Below are 14,880 nucleotides of genomic sequence, written 5' to 3'. Positions count from 1 at the left end.
ACCCATGGCTGTGTTAAAGTTCATTGTTGTCTAATACAATTGGTTAAAAAATCTTCCAACGGGGAGAAAAACCAAACCAACTGGGAGAAAAAACAAACCAACGGGGAGAAAAAAGAAACCATCGGGGAAAAAAACAAACCAACGGAGAAAATCCAATCCAATGAGGAGGAGAGCCAATCCAAATTTCATAACCCGCTCCAACTGGGGAAAAACTAATCAAACCAGGATATAATCACATCATTTAAGATAATAATCCTCCATAAAATTTTAATAGTACATTTATGAATAAAAAAAGGGTTTCTCATCTGGAAAAAACCCTTTTCAATTACCTTTTTTCAATCGCAATAATAAATGGCGGATTGTTTTTCTGGTTCAAAAATCTGTATTCCAGTACATGTGCTATATTTTGATCCAGGGATTTTACATAACGGAGCAGATAATCACGTTCGACTGCTCCTTCTGGGTGCCCGTGATAAATAACGATTACGATAATGCCCTCGGGCGCCATGATTTCCAGCAGCTGAACGATTGCCTCGATTGTTGTTTGCGGTACGGTGACAATGCTTTTATCCCCGCCAGGCAAATAACCAAGATTAAAGATAGCTCCGGTTATTTTCCCAAAATGAAGCGGTGGGATGCACTCCATCACGTGTTCATGGCCTGTATGAAAAAGAGTGACACGATCCTGCATATCATATTCCCTTAGCTTTGTTTTACAAGACATTAGTGCATCATCCTGGATATCAAAGCCATAAATCCTGCCTGCAGGGCCGACCAAGTTAGCTAAAAAAATCGTGTCATGTCCGTTCCCCACGGTAGCGTCCACCGCAATATCTCCTGGTTTTACAGCGAGCTCCAGCAAATTCCTCGCGAATGGAAGGATGCGTTCAAGCTTCATTCTGATATCACCACTTTATTTCCGGCAAAATATTTTCCCTGCCAGCTGTCGCGCCGTTTCATTTCCGCATCAATCGAATTCAGCACTTCCCATTTATTCACGCTCCACATCGGACCAACCATTAATTCGATCGGGCCGTCCCCTGTAATCCTGTGGATAATCATTTCAGGAGGCAGGATCTCCAACTGGTCACAGACTAGCTTTACATAATCTTCTAAAGTAAGGAACTCAAGTAATCCTTTTTCATACTGCTTTACCATTGGTGTTCCCTTTAATAAATGGAGCAGGTGGATTTTGATCCCCTGAACGTCGAGTTTTGCGACTTCACGGGCAGTTTCCATCATCATCTCAGTTGTTTCCAGAGGAAGACCATTTATGATGTGCGAGCAAATCCTGATGCCATGCTTGCGGAGCTTGTCCACTCCTTCTTTATATGTCTCATAATCATGAGCACGGTTGATTAAATTGGCCGTTTTTTCATGGACGGTCTGAAGGCCAAGTTCAACCCATAAATAGGTTCGTTCGTTAAGTTCGGCAAGATATTCAACGACATCATCGGGCAGACAATCTGGCCGTGTCGCAATCGAAAGGCCGACAACGCCTTCCTCCTGCAGAACTGTTTCGTATTTCTCACGCAGGACTTCTACCGGTGCATGGGTATTTGTGAACGCCTGAAAATATGCCATGTACTTGCCGTCTTTCCATTTAGTGTGCATTTTTTCTTTTATTTGGCTGAATTGCGTGCCGAGATCTTCAACTCTGTCACCTGCAAAGTCGCCAGAACCAGACGCACTGCAAAAAGTACATCCGCCATGGGCAACCGTGCCGTCACGGTTTGGGCAATCAAACCCGCCATCAAGGGCAACTTTAAAAACTTTATGCCCAAAATGATTGCGCAGGTGGTAATTCCATGTATGGTATCGTTTATCATCTGTTGCATATGGAAAAGGGTTGGCCTGTGCCATGCCAGATACCTCCTTATTGACGTCTGTTCAATAATTTAATAAAAGAATTGTACCACTTAGGATGGGTGATTCCAATTGCAAAAAGATTACAAAGACATCTAGCTATAGAGGATTGTCATCTGTTTTTCCCGCCTCCTTATAATTGGAATCATTAAACATAGCCAAAATCGTGATAGGAAAAAACATTGTGAACAAAATAAAGAAGAAGCAGACTTTGCTTCAGCATCAAGTAAAGGAGGGGCTCATATTGGCTACACGTCAATCGGTTGACCAGCTACTTCAGCAATGTGAAGATGCAATCAATTTAGCCCAGGAGCAGTACAAAAATGCCAGCATGCAGCAGCATTATAATGATGGTGACTATACGAATGCCCTGCAAGCTCTTGAAGACGCTTATAATGATCTTGCTAAGCTTGCTTTCAGTGCAAACGCCCAGCAACGAGACCAGCTGCACAGAATGAGGCTGCAACTGCAGAATGTACAAAACAATATGATTTTGCTTGACCATTAAACAGGAGGGGAAAACTTTGAAGAAACGCTCAAAGCAAAATAATCCTGAACAAAAGACGCGGAATGGCATCAACAACCAAGATCTTGAACTTGGAATGGAGCATGATCCGGTAAAAGAATCGAAAAAGAAATATGAACAAAGCGGCGGACAGCCAGTGAAGTCAAAGTTCCATCCAGAACCAGGGCAATCTTCATAAATTTGTAACACCCTCACTTCAAAAATAGAAGTGAGGTTTTTTTGTGCAGATTCCTGCAAAATTCATAGCAGGATAAGGAAATCAATGCTTCTGCAGAATACCCCTCGTTCACAAATCGGATAAAACTGTCTGAAATTCCGTGATTTTCATCACAGATACACTCCATTTAGAAATGGTTTAAATAAGGTAGAAACACAAGACGGATGGAGGAAATCGCTCCTGAAGCTGCAATATATGCTAACCAATGTAAGTTAGAAAACATAAGGAAAGCCAAAGTGATTTATTCATAACGAGTAAACTTGTGAAAAGATTCACGAATTTGTCACAGTGAGACAGAAAGGATGGAGGATATGAAAAAATTCAAGCTTATGCTGGCAATGTTTTTATTCATACTATTACCCTTACCAGGTCAAGCAGATGCTGAAAATACAAAGAATGTCTTAAAGATGGAGGAGCTGACAATCCAGGTCATGCCTGAATATTCCCGCCATCCAAAAGACAAAAAGAAGAAAAATCCACCATTGCTGGTAGGGTATCATGGAGCGTTAATGAATGATGCTCTCGAACCGCAAAAAGGGCAGGTGGTCATTCCTCTTCCAGTGGATGAGAAAAACTTCAGGATTGGTTTTGTTGCCGATTACTCCCGTGACCTTTCTGAAATGAATGAAATCGAGTATGAGCTGGATCAGGAAAAAGGAACAATCGCCTGGGAAACAAGTGAAGAGATCCAGCCTCAGGAAATTTACAAATTTGTAATTGAGTACTATACCGATGGCATCAAGGAAAAAGTCGGCAGTAATATCCTAACCTATAATTTTAAAAGCTTTGCCGAAATAGGCATGATGAATCTGATTTTCGTTGAGCCCTTAAAAACCGAAAGCTTCAAGCTTAATCCTGAAGCGGAGCAGCATCAGAAAAATTCCTACAACATGAATATGTTCTTGTATCAAAGCCAAAGCATGAAGCCAAACGAAGAAAAAAATATCACACTTCAATACAAGCGAGCTGAGACAAAAACAACTGCTGAAATCATGGAAGACATGGCAGGCGACTCGAAAAAAACTGGTACAGTAAAACAAAATGACGAAAAGATTCCTCTTTGGTTCGTTTTCTCAGTGATCGGCGGTATAACCGTAATCGCCGCAGGCATCCTGATTTTTACAATGAAGAAAAAGATATCTGCGTCTCAACAACAGAGGGTTCCTGCTAAAGGAACAGCTATTGATACAAAGAAAGCAAAGATTCGGTCGATGTTGCTGGAAGGTTCGATAACGGAAACCGAATATGACGCATTGCTTAAAAAGCTAGGGAGGTAAAAGGATGTCCAAAAATAAAAAAATCATAACTGGCTTAGCCTTGGCCGCAGCAGCGTTCATCATCATGATGTTTTCGACGATGCCGAGTGCCGGAAGTAAGGAAATAACGATCTCAGATCTGGCCGAAAATGGTTCGAAATATGAAGGCGATTATATTATGACCCAGGGTTTGCTTAATAAAGAATCAGTTAAATGGGATGCCGACAAGCTGGAGCTCCGTTTTGAAATTTATGAGGAAGGCCAGGGCACATTGAAGATTTTCCATAAAGGCATAAAACCAGACAATTTTTCTGAGGATGTTATTGTCCTCGTTGAAGGTTTTATAAACAAAAAGGGTGTGTTTGAAGCCGAAAAGGTCCAGACAAAATGTCCTTCCAAGTACGAGGGTGAAGACATGGAGAATTACGACTCTGAAATGCATAAGGAAATGTACAAAAATGAGAAGCAGGAATAAAACAGATGGGTGGTTATCTGTATGTATTTAATCGGAAATATCGCGATTTACCTTGGAATCGTGATTTCAGTCTATGGACTCATCGCCAATATCGCAGGAATTAAGAAAAATAGCAGCAAATGGCTTGAAAGTGCCAGGGGTGCAGTCCTTTCGCTAGCTTTCGTTTCAAGCATCGCTTCATTCCTGCTGCTCTATCTTCTTGGTTCGAGTCAATTTCAGTATAAATATGTGGCTTCCTATACAAATGAAAGCCTCCCGATGGCTTATAAACTGACAGCCTTTTGGGCGGGAAATGCTGGATCCTTACTGCTTTGGGCATTCCTATTATCGATTTACGCGGCGATGGTTGTTTTTTCAAAGGAAAAGAAAAATCCGATGATGCCTTATGTTTCAAGCATTCTCATGCTGAATCTCCTGTTCTTTTTCATCGTAATGGCAGTGAATGTCAATCCATTTGAAATGACCGATAAAATTCCTGCAGACGGCAAGGGCTTGAATCCAATGCTGCAGAATCCGGGAATGATCCTGCATCCAGTCACCCTTTATATGGGCTACGTAGGGCTTGCGGTCCCATTCTCTTTTGGAATCGCAGCACTGATCCTGAAGAGGATGGATTCCGAGTGGATTAAGTTAACAAGGAGATGGACGCTGCTCGCATGGCTGTTTCTTACACTTGGTAATGTAATCGGCGGCTGGTGGGCATATCTTGAGCTGGGCTGGGGGGGCTACTGGGCATGGGACCCTGTAGAAAATGCATCATTCCTTCCATGGCTGACCGTCTCGGCATTCCTGCACTCCGTGATGATTCAGGAGCGCAAAAACATGCTTAAAACCTGGAACCTTAGCCTGATCATTTTATCTTATATCCTGACGCTGTTTGGCACATTCCTTGTCAGGAGTGGAATCCTTACGAGTGTTCATGCGTTCGGCGACAGCAACCTTGGAACTTACTTCCTGATTTTTATGGCCTTCATGATACTGATGTCTGTGTACGTCGTCATGACAAGATACCACTTGATCAAAAAGGACAGCAGCCCAATCGAAGCTTATTTTTCAAAGGAAAGCAGCTTCCTGCTGAACAACCTGATCTTAGTGGCGGCAGCGTTCGCAGTATTCTGGGGAACCATGTATCCACTGATTTCCGAAACTTTTACGGGAACGAAGGTAAATGTCGGAGCGCCTTACTTCGATAAAGTCATGGCTCCAATCATGCTTGCTCTTATTGTCCTTATGGGCATTTGCCCGCTGATTGCCTGGCAGAAAGCAGTTTTTGAAAAATTCATTAAGAATATGCTTTGGCCACTGGCGATCGGCGTTGCAACAGCTATTATCCTTTTTGCAGCCGGAGTTAAAGGAGTATACGCAATCATCGGCCTTTCGGCAACAGCCTTCATGTTCGGCACACATCTTCTTGAATTCGCAAGAGGCATAGGGGCCAGACGAAAGGCTACAAAGGAAAATATATTTACGGCTGCTTTTAAGCTGACGGTAAAAAATCAGCGCCGTTACGGAGGCTATATCGTTCACATTGGGATTGCTATTATCGCAGTAGGAATTATTTCATCCCACGCCTACTCCACTGAATTATTGAAAACAGTGGATGCCGGAAACAGCATTAAAATCGGCGAGTACAATCTCCAATTTAACTCACTGACAGAGCATATGGAAAACGGGAATGGAATCGTTGTTGCTGATGTAGATGTTTCTTATAAAGGCAAGGACATCGGCAAAATCAAGCCTGAGAAAATATTCTACGAAACATGGCCGGAGCCATCAACAGAAGTAGCCATCAAGACAAACTGGAGCCAGGATTTATACGTTGTTCTAAGTTCGTGGGAAACCAAGGAAAAAGTAACGTTCATGGTAAAAGTAAATCCTTTTGTGAGCTGGATCTGGATGGGCGGCATCATCATGGTTATTGGAACAGCATTTGCTTTAGCAGGCGGCAGACCAGCGTCTCACAGATACCAGGTCAATAAAGGCTTAACAGCAGGAAGGTGAGGAAGATGAAAAAGAAAATTTTACTTTCAACACTGCTTTTTCTCATCCTGATACCAGGGCTGACGACAGCTTTCACCTACAATTCGAAGGAATTCAAGCACATTATCGCCCAGCTTGATATGCAGGGGCATGCGGACCATGAACTTTCAACATGTTCGATGAAAAAAATCTATTATGATGAAGTCATCGAAATGCTCAATGGAGGCAAGTCGGAAAAAGAAATCATTCAATCCTACGTCGATGAATATGGGCAGGCGGCCTTGAGGACACCTGGCGGAGGCACAAGCGGCTGGATTGCATGGGGAATGCCTGCTGCTGGCTTTGGTATCGGCAGCGTGATCGTCGGTGTTTGGCTGAGGAAATTAACGTTGAAAAAAGCAAAAATACAAAACGCCAGTGAGCGAAGCTGGGAGTCAGAAGTCGAGAAGGAAATCACATCAAAAACATTTGACGAAGAGCGCCGGAAGCTTTTCTAGGAGCTGATCAAAATGGATTATGTATTTTTAATAGCAGGTTCAATCGTGATCCTTACTTGTTTTTATTTTATCGTTTCACCTTTCTTCTCTAACAGTGAAGAGCATGCCGCAGGGACAGAGCAAGAAGATGAAATGACTCTTGAACAGGTATACGGTGCAGTGAATGAGCTTGAAATGGACTTTTTTATGAAAAAAATTACGCGTGAGGATTTTGAGAAATTAAAGGAGCAATACCAGCTGCTTGCGGCAGATTTAATGAAAAAAGAAACGATCACAATTAAAACAGGCAAAAGCAACAAGCAGATGGATGAGGTGGAAGATGAAATTCGAAGAGAATTAAAAAAGCTTCGCAGGCAAAGGGGGTGATGGCGAATGGGATCCGCATATCATCCCGAATGGCTTGTAACATTTTGGCTATCAACGCCACTCCTGAATGCGCTCAATCCGCATTATCTGCTGATGATTTTGGCAGCTGCCATTTTCATTCGCCTCTTTATGAAAAAGAAAAATGTAACTCTTGATATTGAAGATCAACATTTTAGGCACCTGCTTGCAAAGAAAAATGTGATAGAAGAGCAGCTGGCTGGCATTGAGAGAAAGCTAATGGCTGATGAAATAACCAATGAGATATACGCGCAAACGGTAAAGGCTTACCTGACCCATCTGGAACAGGTAAAAAAAGAACTGCAACAATACACATGATGAAAGAGTTGGGGACGATGCTTGAATTGAGGAAAATGACCAAATTGCTGGGAGAAAAACTCGTGCTGCGGAATATCAGCCTCGAATTGAAAAAAGGCGAGATTCTTGCCGTAGTCGGGCCGAACGGGGCAGGTAAGAGTACTTTTTTTAAATGTACAGTGGGTTTGATGCAGCCAACCAGCGGGCAAATTCTGCTGGACGGAAAACTGGTCAAGAAAAATTCAGCGGAAATCAAACAGAGGATTGGGTTCCTCGGACATGAATCATTCCTTTATAACAACCTCTCCCCGCTCGAGAACCTTAGATTTTATGGAAAGCTGTATAAAGTAAAGGACCTTGAATGGAAAGCAAAAGACCTGCTGAAGGACGTCGGGCTTTATCTTTTCAGGGATATGCCAATCCGTTCTTTTTCAAGAGGAATGATGCAGCGCCTGGCCATCGCAAGAGTGCTGCTCCCTGACCCGGAAATCCTTATGCTCGATGAGCCCCATACCGGGCTTGACCAAGAAGCCGTTGAATTGCTGAACCAAATTATCAAAAACAAGAGAGAGAATGGTACATCAATCCTGATCATTTCCCATGATTTTGAACAGGTACACGCGCTCGCTGACCGGGTGGCGGTAATGAAAAAGGGGCAAATCATCTCGACAAGGCAGCTTGCAACAGATGTAACCCTTGCAGAAATGAAGCAATGGTATGAAAAAGAGGTGAGGAGTTCATGAATACGATACTGAGAGACGCATGGACAATCGCCAGTAAAGACTTAAGCAATGAATTAAAAACAAAGCAGACGATTGGGATGATGGTCATCTTTTCCAGCCTGGTAATTCTGATTTTCAGCTTCGCGTTTGATCCAACCAACAACATGGTCAAAGCGGTCATCCCAGGCTTGGTGTGGCTAATCACTGTCTTTTCAGGAGTGCTCGGCTTGAATCGTTCCTTTTTATCTGAACATGAAAATGAGGCACTGACCGGATTGAGGTCTGCACCAATCGATCCTTCTAGTATTTATCTGGGGAAGGTTCTGGCGAATTTCACATTGGTGACGGCTGTACAATTAATCAGCATTCCTGTTTTATTCATCTTGTTTGACTACCGTTTTTTTGGAAAAATCATGTGGTTCATCCTTGTTGTTGTAATCGGGACTCTGGGATTCATTATTGTCGGGACATTCCTTGCCGCGCTATCGGCTAACGCAAAGAACAGCGAGATGCTGCTTCCAGTTTTACTGCTGCCGCTGTTAAGCCCGCTGATGATCGCAGCAGTTCAGGCGACAAGAATCATCCTGGAAAATGAAACAATCACAAATGCAGTTTCGTGGCTAAGGCTGATGTCAGCGTATGATTTACTCTTTCTTGCAGCCTGCTTTTTCTTATTCGAATTTATCATGGAGGGATCGTAATGAAAAAGAATTCGGGCATTGTTGATCGGATTTTATTCTTCACTCTAGTACCGTCATTCTTTATCGCACTTTATTTAGTCTTTATCTGGTCGCCTGTTGAAAAAGTCATGGGTGAAACGCAAAAAATCTTTTACTTCCACGTTGGGAGTGCATGGGTAGCATTCCTTGCCTTCGGAGTGGTTGGCTACTATAGCATAAGGACGTTAATCAAGCCGAAAATCCAGCATCATATCAATGCCGGTATTTCAGCTGAAATCGGCGTGCTGTTCACAACGATCACCTTGATTACAGGGATGATTTGGGGTAAATCAAGCTGGAACACCTGGTGGACCTGGGAGCCCCGTCTGGCAACTACACTGATTCTCTGGTTTATTTATGTAGCCTATCTCTTCGTCCGAAAAATGGATGGATCATGGGAAAAAATCGCCAAACTTTCCGCTGTTTTCGGAATCATCGGAGTCATCAACGTCCCCATCGTATTCATGGCCATTCGCTGGTGGAACACAAAGCTTCACCCGATCGTATTCGGAGACGGAAAGAATCAGCAGGGAGGCGGAATCGAACCAGACATGCTCGTTGCACTGCTGTTTTCGATTTTTACGATAACCCTCCTGTATGCATTCCTGATGCGCAAAGGCATCGAGATAGAAAAAATGAGACACATCGTAAAGAAAGCTAAATCAAAGGCTATCGAAAAGCTTGCAGGGTGACACAAGGAAATAAAGTTTAGAGAGCTTTTTACAAATAAAGGAGGATTCGAAAATGACTTATTTATTCATGGCTTACTCAGTTATCTGGACCTTGATCGCTGGCTATGTGGTGGTGCTAGGTAAACGCCAGAAGCAACTGAAGAAAGAAATCGAGCTTTTGGAAGAATGGAATTCAGATTTATAAAAGTGGGTGAGGAAAATGGGAAAGAAGATTGTTCCAATTATCATCATTGCCGCCGTTCTTGGAATACTAGGCTTTTTGGTCAGCGGTCTTGGCGGGAAAGCTTCAGCACAGCCGGGGGATCAGGCGATCGACTTTGAGCTGAGAGATACGAACGGAAAATCCTATAAGCTATCAGATTTTAAAGGCCAGCCAGTAGTCCTCAACTTCTTTGCAACATGGTGTGCGCCATGCCTCGATGAAGCACCGGAACTGGAGGCGTTTGGAAAAGAGTATAAGGACGCCAAATTGCTGATCCTGGCAAAAGGTGAATCTAAAATGCGGATGGAAAAATATATCGAGGAAAGCGGCTCTCAGCTTACCTACCTATTAGATACTAAGGAAGAGATATCAAAGGAATACAACGTAATTGGGCAGCCGGAAACAATCATCATCGATGAAAATGGCGTCATAGTTAAACGGTTTTCCGGTCCGACAACGAAGGACGATTTAACCACAATGATAGAGGAACAAGTTTCACCATAACCTTGTTTAAAGCACATTAGTGTTTTAATAGATATTTTTCAAAGCAGGGCGCTGATATAGAGTCCCGCTTTTGAATAAAGCAGGGGAGGTGAAAGGGATGTTGAAAAAGCTACTGGGAATAGACAAGAAAATGCTTTTATTTATCGGCGTTTTTGCTGGGATCATTGTTTCTGTCGTTACGGTCAAAACGCTCGCGTATACGGATTCACCTGAGTTTTGCAGCAGCTGTCACATCATGACAGAAGTTCATGATTCGTTCTCTGATTCAAACCATGCCGGACTCGCGTGCGGAGATTGCCACTTGCCGCATGAGAATCTTGTAAAGAAATACACCTACAAGGCAAAAGCGGGCATGACGCATGTGTATTTCAATACACTTGGGGAAGCAAAAATTCCAAAGGTGCTGCACGCTACAGAAAGCTCGGATGAGGTTATTAATGAGAATTGCGTCAGCTGCCATGAGAATACATTGGAAAATGTATCCCATGATGCAAAGGATAGCTGCTCAAGCTGCCATCAGGCAGTGCCGCATGGAAAAGGCTTCAAGACAGAGGATTATTTTAAACCGCCGAAACCAGGTGAGCTTTTAGAAAATAAAGGAGGTACGATGAACAATGGCTAGAAATTTCCGCTGGGCATATTTGCTTCTCGCGGCTGTCATGCTCATCATAACAGGCTGCTCCAGCTCAGAGGAAAAAGCAACTTCCGCAAGCGAGCTGAAAACGGGGCTGAGCAAGGATGAAATAAGCAATGAGGCATTCAAGGATCTCTTCCCGCTTCAATATGACAGCTATAAGAAAAATGAACAAATGGAAGATACGAAGTACAGCGGTTCAGTTAAACGAAGCAAGTTTGACCATGACAAGGAACCATATTTGCCGGTGCTTTTTAACGGCTATGGCTTTGCTACTGAATACAACGAGGACCGCGGCCATATCTATGCGAACGAGGATATCCGTGCAATCGCTCGTATCACTGATAAGTCAATCGGGTCTTGCTTAACCTGCAAATCGACCGCGGTACCGCACATGATCGAGGAAATGGGGGACGATTACTGGAGCGGTAATTTTAACAAAGATATCTGGCCAAAAGCAGAAGCAATGGGCCATTCCCCAATCGGCTGCTCAGACTGCCACGACCCGCAGACGATGGATTTGCGCATCACCCGTCCAAGCTTTATCAAAGCGATGGAATCACAGGGAATCGATATGACCAATCCAACCAAGAATGACATGAGGAATTATGTATGCGGCCAGTGCCACGTAGAATATTACTTCGCTGCCGACAATGGCGAGGTTACATTCCCATGGGCTAAGGGGTTCAAGCCTGAAGACATGTATGAATACTATGAAACGACTGCGAAAGAACAAGGATTTGAGAAGGATTGGATTCATAACGTATCAGGGACACCTATGCTTAAATCACAGCACCCTGACTTCGAGACCCATATGGAAGGTCCGCATGGCGAGGCTGGCGTAACATGTGCAGACTGTCACATGCCTTATGACAGGGTAGACGGCAAGAAAAAGATCAGCTCGCACTGGTGGACATCACCACTCAAGACAATGGACCAATCTTGTGCGACATGCCACAGCAACAGGGAAATGGATGATCTTGAGAAACGTGTCCTGAAAATCCAGGAAACACATATGGAAGCACTTCATAAAGCAGAGGATATTTCAATTACTTCCCACTATTACATCAATAAAATGATTACTTCAGGTGTAAGTGAGGATAAAATCAAGGAAGCGCAGCAGCATGTAAGGAAAGCGCAGTGGTTCTGGGATATCGTTGCAGCAGAAAGTTCTGCAGGGTTCCATAATCCGCAGGGATCCATGGATTCTTTGAGGGTTTCAATTGAAGAGTCCAACGCGGCAATCAATCTGGCCATTGAAGAATTGACCAAAAAAGGTGTAAATCTTGAAGAAGTCAAAACAGAGATCGAAAAAGTGAAGAAGGCTGTTTACGACGAAAAAGATAACTTCAAGAAGAAAGACAAAGCAATCAACAGTTACTTCCCGGCTCAACAGCCCCCGGCGACACCATCGCCAAAAAAATAAGAGAATAGAACATTTAGAGAATAGATAAATAGGAAAACACTGTGCAAATGGTAGTTGTACGGTGTTTTCTTTAGTTTTGCAGAAAATAAGGCGAGTGTCAATATCGGAACATACAATGTTGTTTCGATTGTTTTTGCAGCGTTTCGCACCAGTTTTAATTAGAGTGCGGAAAATTCACCTGAAATGTGCAATCTAGAGAAAGCACTAGCCTACTTTCCACTCCTTAGTATAGTTTTTTTGATATGATTCCGCGAAAAAACGTCTTATTCACGCGAACCGAAAAATTCGGCGATATTTTCCAGTTTACTAACCTGCAAAAAACAGAAGGTATTCTAGATTCCGCAACTTTTTGTCGAATTCCCGAAAGAAAGAGCCTTCATTCCGCAAGAATACATCCTTATTCCGCTACTTTTTGTCGAAATCCCGCAACATGGTAATTATCAGCTATTTTTTCCAATTTTCCGCCCTGAAAAAATAGAAAATTCCCACTTTAAAACACTATAAAAATACCTATTGCAACCCTAGATAAAAACCACTAAAATTACTTTGGTATTCGAAATTTATAACATGCAAAGGGGCGTTTTTTATGCCTAGAGCCCTCTGGCTTTTAATTATCGGGATGGCAGTCAATGTAACTGGCTCTTCTTTTTTATGGCCTTTAAATACAATCTATATCCATGATCACCTCGGCAAGTCGTTATCGGTTGCCGGAATCGTTTTAATGCTAAATTCTGCTGCCAGCGTAGCCGGGAATCTGTTTGGCGGCAGCCTTTTTGATAAAATTGGCGGCTACAAGTCAATCATGCTGGGAATCGGCATAACGATTATTTCACTGATTGGGCTTACCTTCTGGCCGGGTTGGCCACAATATATTTTCTTTTTAACATTGGTCGGCTTTGGTTCGGGAATCGTATTTCCGGCTATGTATGCTATGGCAGGATCAGTATGGAAAGAGGGCGGGCGAAAAGCGTTCAACGCCATATATGTTGCTCAGAACCTCGGGGTGGCTATTGGGGCCGCATTAGGCGGACTTGTTGCCTCCTATTCATTTCAGCTGATCTTCATGGCAAATGCAGTTATGTATGTGATTTTCCTGATGATTGCTGTTTTTGGCTACCGCAGCATCGATACACGTGCTGCCATGCAAACTAACATTCTGCAGGAAAATGGAATGGTCAAAAGCCGTACTAAGCTGTATGCTTTATTGATTTTATCCATCGGATATCTTCTTTGCTGGGTAGGATATGTGCAATGGCAGACTACGATTGCTGCCTATACACAGGAGCTTAATATAACGTTGAATCAATATAGCATTCTCTGGACAATCAACGGAGCGCTGATTGTATTAGGGCAGCCTGTTGTCAATAAACTGATCAAGCCATTTCAAAACAAGCTTAAATTGCAAATCGTCATCGGAATGGTCATCTTCATGGTTTCATATGCAGTTGCAGCAGGTGCACAGCAATTTTCAGGGTTTATCGCCGGGATGGTCATCCTGACGATTGGCGAGATGCTGATTTGGCCGGCAGTGCCAACCATCGCAAACACTCTGGCGCCAAAAGGGCGTGAAGGCTTTTACCAGGGAATCGTCAACAGCACTGCTACCGGCGGAAGGATGATTGGCCCGCTGATGGGTGGAATCCTAGTAGACGTGAATGGCATGCCGATGCTATTCGCCGTGCTGATTGGCCTAATGTTTATCGGCATTTTTACAACGGTGATTTATGACCGTAAAATAAAGGAAGCGCCGAGTGTGGCTGCAAGAGCATAAAGATTATGAAAGAAGCTGGAACGAGTCAACCAGCTTCTTTTTTAATGTTCACATTTTATGCATTTTTTCTCGATAAAAAATGCATATATTACGTCTAATATAGGAATGTGTAAATGTGATATAATCCTAATTTGAAAGACAGGGGGTGAATGGGTTGAAAGTGAAACTCCTTACGGTTGCGTTTTTGGCTGCCGGTTTGCTAACTGGATGTAATGGCGGAGAAGAATCTGCAAAAACGGAAAAACAGCAGCAAAACATAAAGGAATTGGTGAGTAATTACAGCGCGGGCAAGATTAAAAGCGATAATGCTTCCATCACCTCACACGAACTGGTCATTGCTGACAGTGAGGGAGACAAGCAGGTCTATGACTTATCTGAAGAGGACTTCTTCGTCTCAATCGCACCATATGAAAATCAAACCCATCCTTGAACGAATCATAGCTTGACAGGTTGTCAAGGTGAAATGGCTGAAGAAGAGTTTGATGTATATATTGAAGACATGGACGGCAATGTGATCGTTGACGAAACATTGAAGTCTCAGCCAAATGGTTTTATCGATCTGTGGCTGCCGCGTGACCAAAAGTATCAGGTAACGATCGAGCACAATGGCAAACAGGTGGAATCAGAAATCTCTACCTACGAAAATGATGCTACATGTATTACCACCATGCAGTTGATGTAAAAAAGCACCTCAATAATAAAGAAGCTGTTA

Annotated in this window: 20 protein-coding genes; 18 read left to right on the top strand and 2 right to left on the bottom strand. The window is 43.1% G+C overall.

All coding sequences use genetic code 11. From position 1 onward, the window contains the following. Window positions 1-39: 39 nt before the first annotated feature. Window positions 40-216, top strand: a complete 177-nt coding sequence (locus tag V7654_RS17540; RefSeq protein ID WP_335431973.1) for a hypothetical protein — start codon at window positions 40-42, stop codon at window positions 214-216. 109 nt (window positions 217-325) lie between these two features. Here the strand turns inward: V7654_RS17540 and V7654_RS17535 are convergent, their stop codons facing one another. Further along, a complete protein-coding gene (locus V7654_RS17535) occupies window positions 326-898 on the bottom strand; it encodes a class I SAM-dependent methyltransferase (protein WP_335431972.1) in 573 nt (190 codons plus the stop codon). Then, window positions 895-1,863, bottom strand: a complete 969-nt coding sequence (locus V7654_RS17530; RefSeq protein WP_335431971.1) for a TIGR01212 family radical SAM protein — start codon at window positions 1,861-1,863, stop codon at window positions 895-897. The genes V7654_RS17535 and V7654_RS17530 overlap by 4 nt, the downstream gene beginning before the upstream one ends. Before the next feature lie 247 nt (window positions 1,864-2,110). Between V7654_RS17530 and V7654_RS17525 the strand changes: the two genes are divergently transcribed. The 17 genes from V7654_RS17525 (at window position 2,111) to V7654_RS17445 (ending at window position 14,850) form a co-directional block, all read left to right on the top strand. Next, window positions 2,111-2,374: a YtzC family protein gene (locus tag V7654_RS17525; protein WP_207500899.1), complete on the top strand. Its 264-nt coding sequence runs from the start codon at window positions 2,111-2,113 to the stop codon at window positions 2,372-2,374. Between the two features lie 16 nt (window positions 2,375-2,390). Further along, window positions 2,391-2,570, top strand: coding sequence for a glycogen biosynthesis protein GlgD (locus V7654_RS17520; protein WP_251483752.1), 180 nt, complete (start codon window positions 2,391-2,393; stop codon window positions 2,568-2,570). Window positions 2,571-2,920: 350 nt separating this feature from the next. Continuing rightward, window positions 2,921-3,886: a hypothetical protein gene (locus V7654_RS17515; protein WP_335431970.1), complete on the top strand. Its 966-nt coding sequence runs from the start codon at window positions 2,921-2,923 to the stop codon at window positions 3,884-3,886. 4 nt (window positions 3,887-3,890) lie between these two features. Then, complete coding sequence (locus V7654_RS17510) at window positions 3,891-4,340, top strand: cytochrome c maturation protein CcmE (protein WP_335431969.1); 450 nt, start codon at window positions 3,891-3,893, stop codon at window positions 4,338-4,340. A gap of 21 nt (window positions 4,341-4,361) precedes the next feature. Beyond that, window positions 4,362-6,341 carry a heme lyase CcmF/NrfE family subunit gene (locus tag V7654_RS17505; protein ID WP_335431968.1) on the top strand — a complete coding sequence of 660 codons (1,980 nt, stop codon included), beginning with the start codon at window positions 4,362-4,364 and terminating at the stop codon, window positions 6,339-6,341. 5 nt (window positions 6,342-6,346) lie between these two features. Then, window positions 6,347-6,817 (top strand): cytochrome c-type biogenesis protein CcmH, encoded by a 471-nt coding sequence (locus V7654_RS17500; RefSeq protein WP_335431967.1) that lies wholly within the window; start codon window positions 6,347-6,349, stop codon window positions 6,815-6,817. Window positions 6,818-6,829: 12 nt separating this feature from the next. Continuing rightward, complete coding sequence (locus V7654_RS17495) at window positions 6,830-7,183, top strand: hypothetical protein (RefSeq protein WP_335431965.1); 354 nt, start codon at window positions 6,830-6,832, stop codon at window positions 7,181-7,183. Window positions 7,184-7,189: 6 nt separating this feature from the next. Then, on the top strand, window positions 7,190-7,519 hold the full coding sequence (locus V7654_RS17490; RefSeq protein ID WP_335431964.1) for a hypothetical protein: 330 nt from the start codon (window positions 7,190-7,192) through the stop codon (window positions 7,517-7,519). Beyond that, the gene (ccmA, locus tag V7654_RS17485) at window positions 7,516-8,241 is read left to right on the top strand and encodes a heme ABC exporter ATP-binding protein CcmA (RefSeq protein ID WP_335431963.1); all 726 of its coding nucleotides are present in this window, start codon (window positions 7,516-7,518) and stop codon (window positions 8,239-8,241) included. Before V7654_RS17490 ends, ccmA begins: the two co-directional genes overlap by 4 nt. Continuing rightward, complete coding sequence (locus V7654_RS17480) at window positions 8,238-8,921, top strand: heme exporter protein CcmB (RefSeq protein WP_335431962.1); 684 nt, start codon at window positions 8,238-8,240, stop codon at window positions 8,919-8,921. The genes ccmA and V7654_RS17480 overlap by 4 nt, the downstream gene beginning before the upstream one ends. Then, on the top strand, window positions 8,921-9,631 hold the full coding sequence (locus V7654_RS17475) for a cytochrome c biogenesis protein (RefSeq protein ID WP_335431961.1): 711 nt from the start codon (window positions 8,921-8,923) through the stop codon (window positions 9,629-9,631). Before V7654_RS17480 ends, V7654_RS17475 begins: the two co-directional genes overlap by 1 nt. Window positions 9,632-9,683: 52 nt before the next feature. Next, window positions 9,684-9,815: a CcmD family protein gene (locus tag V7654_RS17470; protein ID WP_335431959.1), complete on the top strand. Its 132-nt coding sequence runs from the start codon at window positions 9,684-9,686 to the stop codon at window positions 9,813-9,815. Window positions 9,816-9,830: 15 nt separating this feature from the next. Beyond that, window positions 9,831-10,337 (top strand): TlpA family protein disulfide reductase, encoded by a 507-nt coding sequence (locus V7654_RS17465; RefSeq protein ID WP_335431958.1) that lies wholly within the window; start codon window positions 9,831-9,833, stop codon window positions 10,335-10,337. Window positions 10,338-10,434: 97 nt separating this feature from the next. Then, window positions 10,435-10,959: a cytochrome c3 family protein gene (locus V7654_RS17460; protein ID WP_335431957.1), complete on the top strand. Its 525-nt coding sequence runs from the start codon at window positions 10,435-10,437 to the stop codon at window positions 10,957-10,959. Continuing rightward, a complete protein-coding gene (locus tag V7654_RS17455; RefSeq protein ID WP_335431956.1) occupies window positions 10,952-12,397 on the top strand; it encodes an ammonia-forming cytochrome c nitrite reductase subunit c552 in 1,446 nt (481 codons plus the stop codon). Before V7654_RS17460 ends, V7654_RS17455 begins: the two co-directional genes overlap by 8 nt. A gap of 586 nt (window positions 12,398-12,983) precedes the next feature. After that, entirely contained in the window at window positions 12,984-14,168 is a 1,185-nt protein-coding gene (locus V7654_RS17450) for an MDR family MFS transporter (protein ID WP_335431955.1), read from the top strand. Between the two features lie 154 nt (window positions 14,169-14,322). Beyond that, the gene (locus V7654_RS17445) at window positions 14,323-14,850 is read left to right on the top strand and encodes a CueP family metal-binding protein (RefSeq protein WP_335431954.1); all 528 of its coding nucleotides are present in this window, start codon (window positions 14,323-14,325) and stop codon (window positions 14,848-14,850) included. The last annotated feature ends 30 nt before the right edge of the window (window positions 14,851-14,880 follow it).

It is taken from the genome of Bacillus sp. JJ1609, from assembly GCF_036967045.1.
Classification (GTDB): Bacteria; Bacillota; Bacilli; order Bacillales; family Cytobacillaceae; genus Mesobacillus.
Note: the sequence above shows the minus strand (reverse complement) of the source record. Positions and strands in the feature narration are given on the sequence as shown.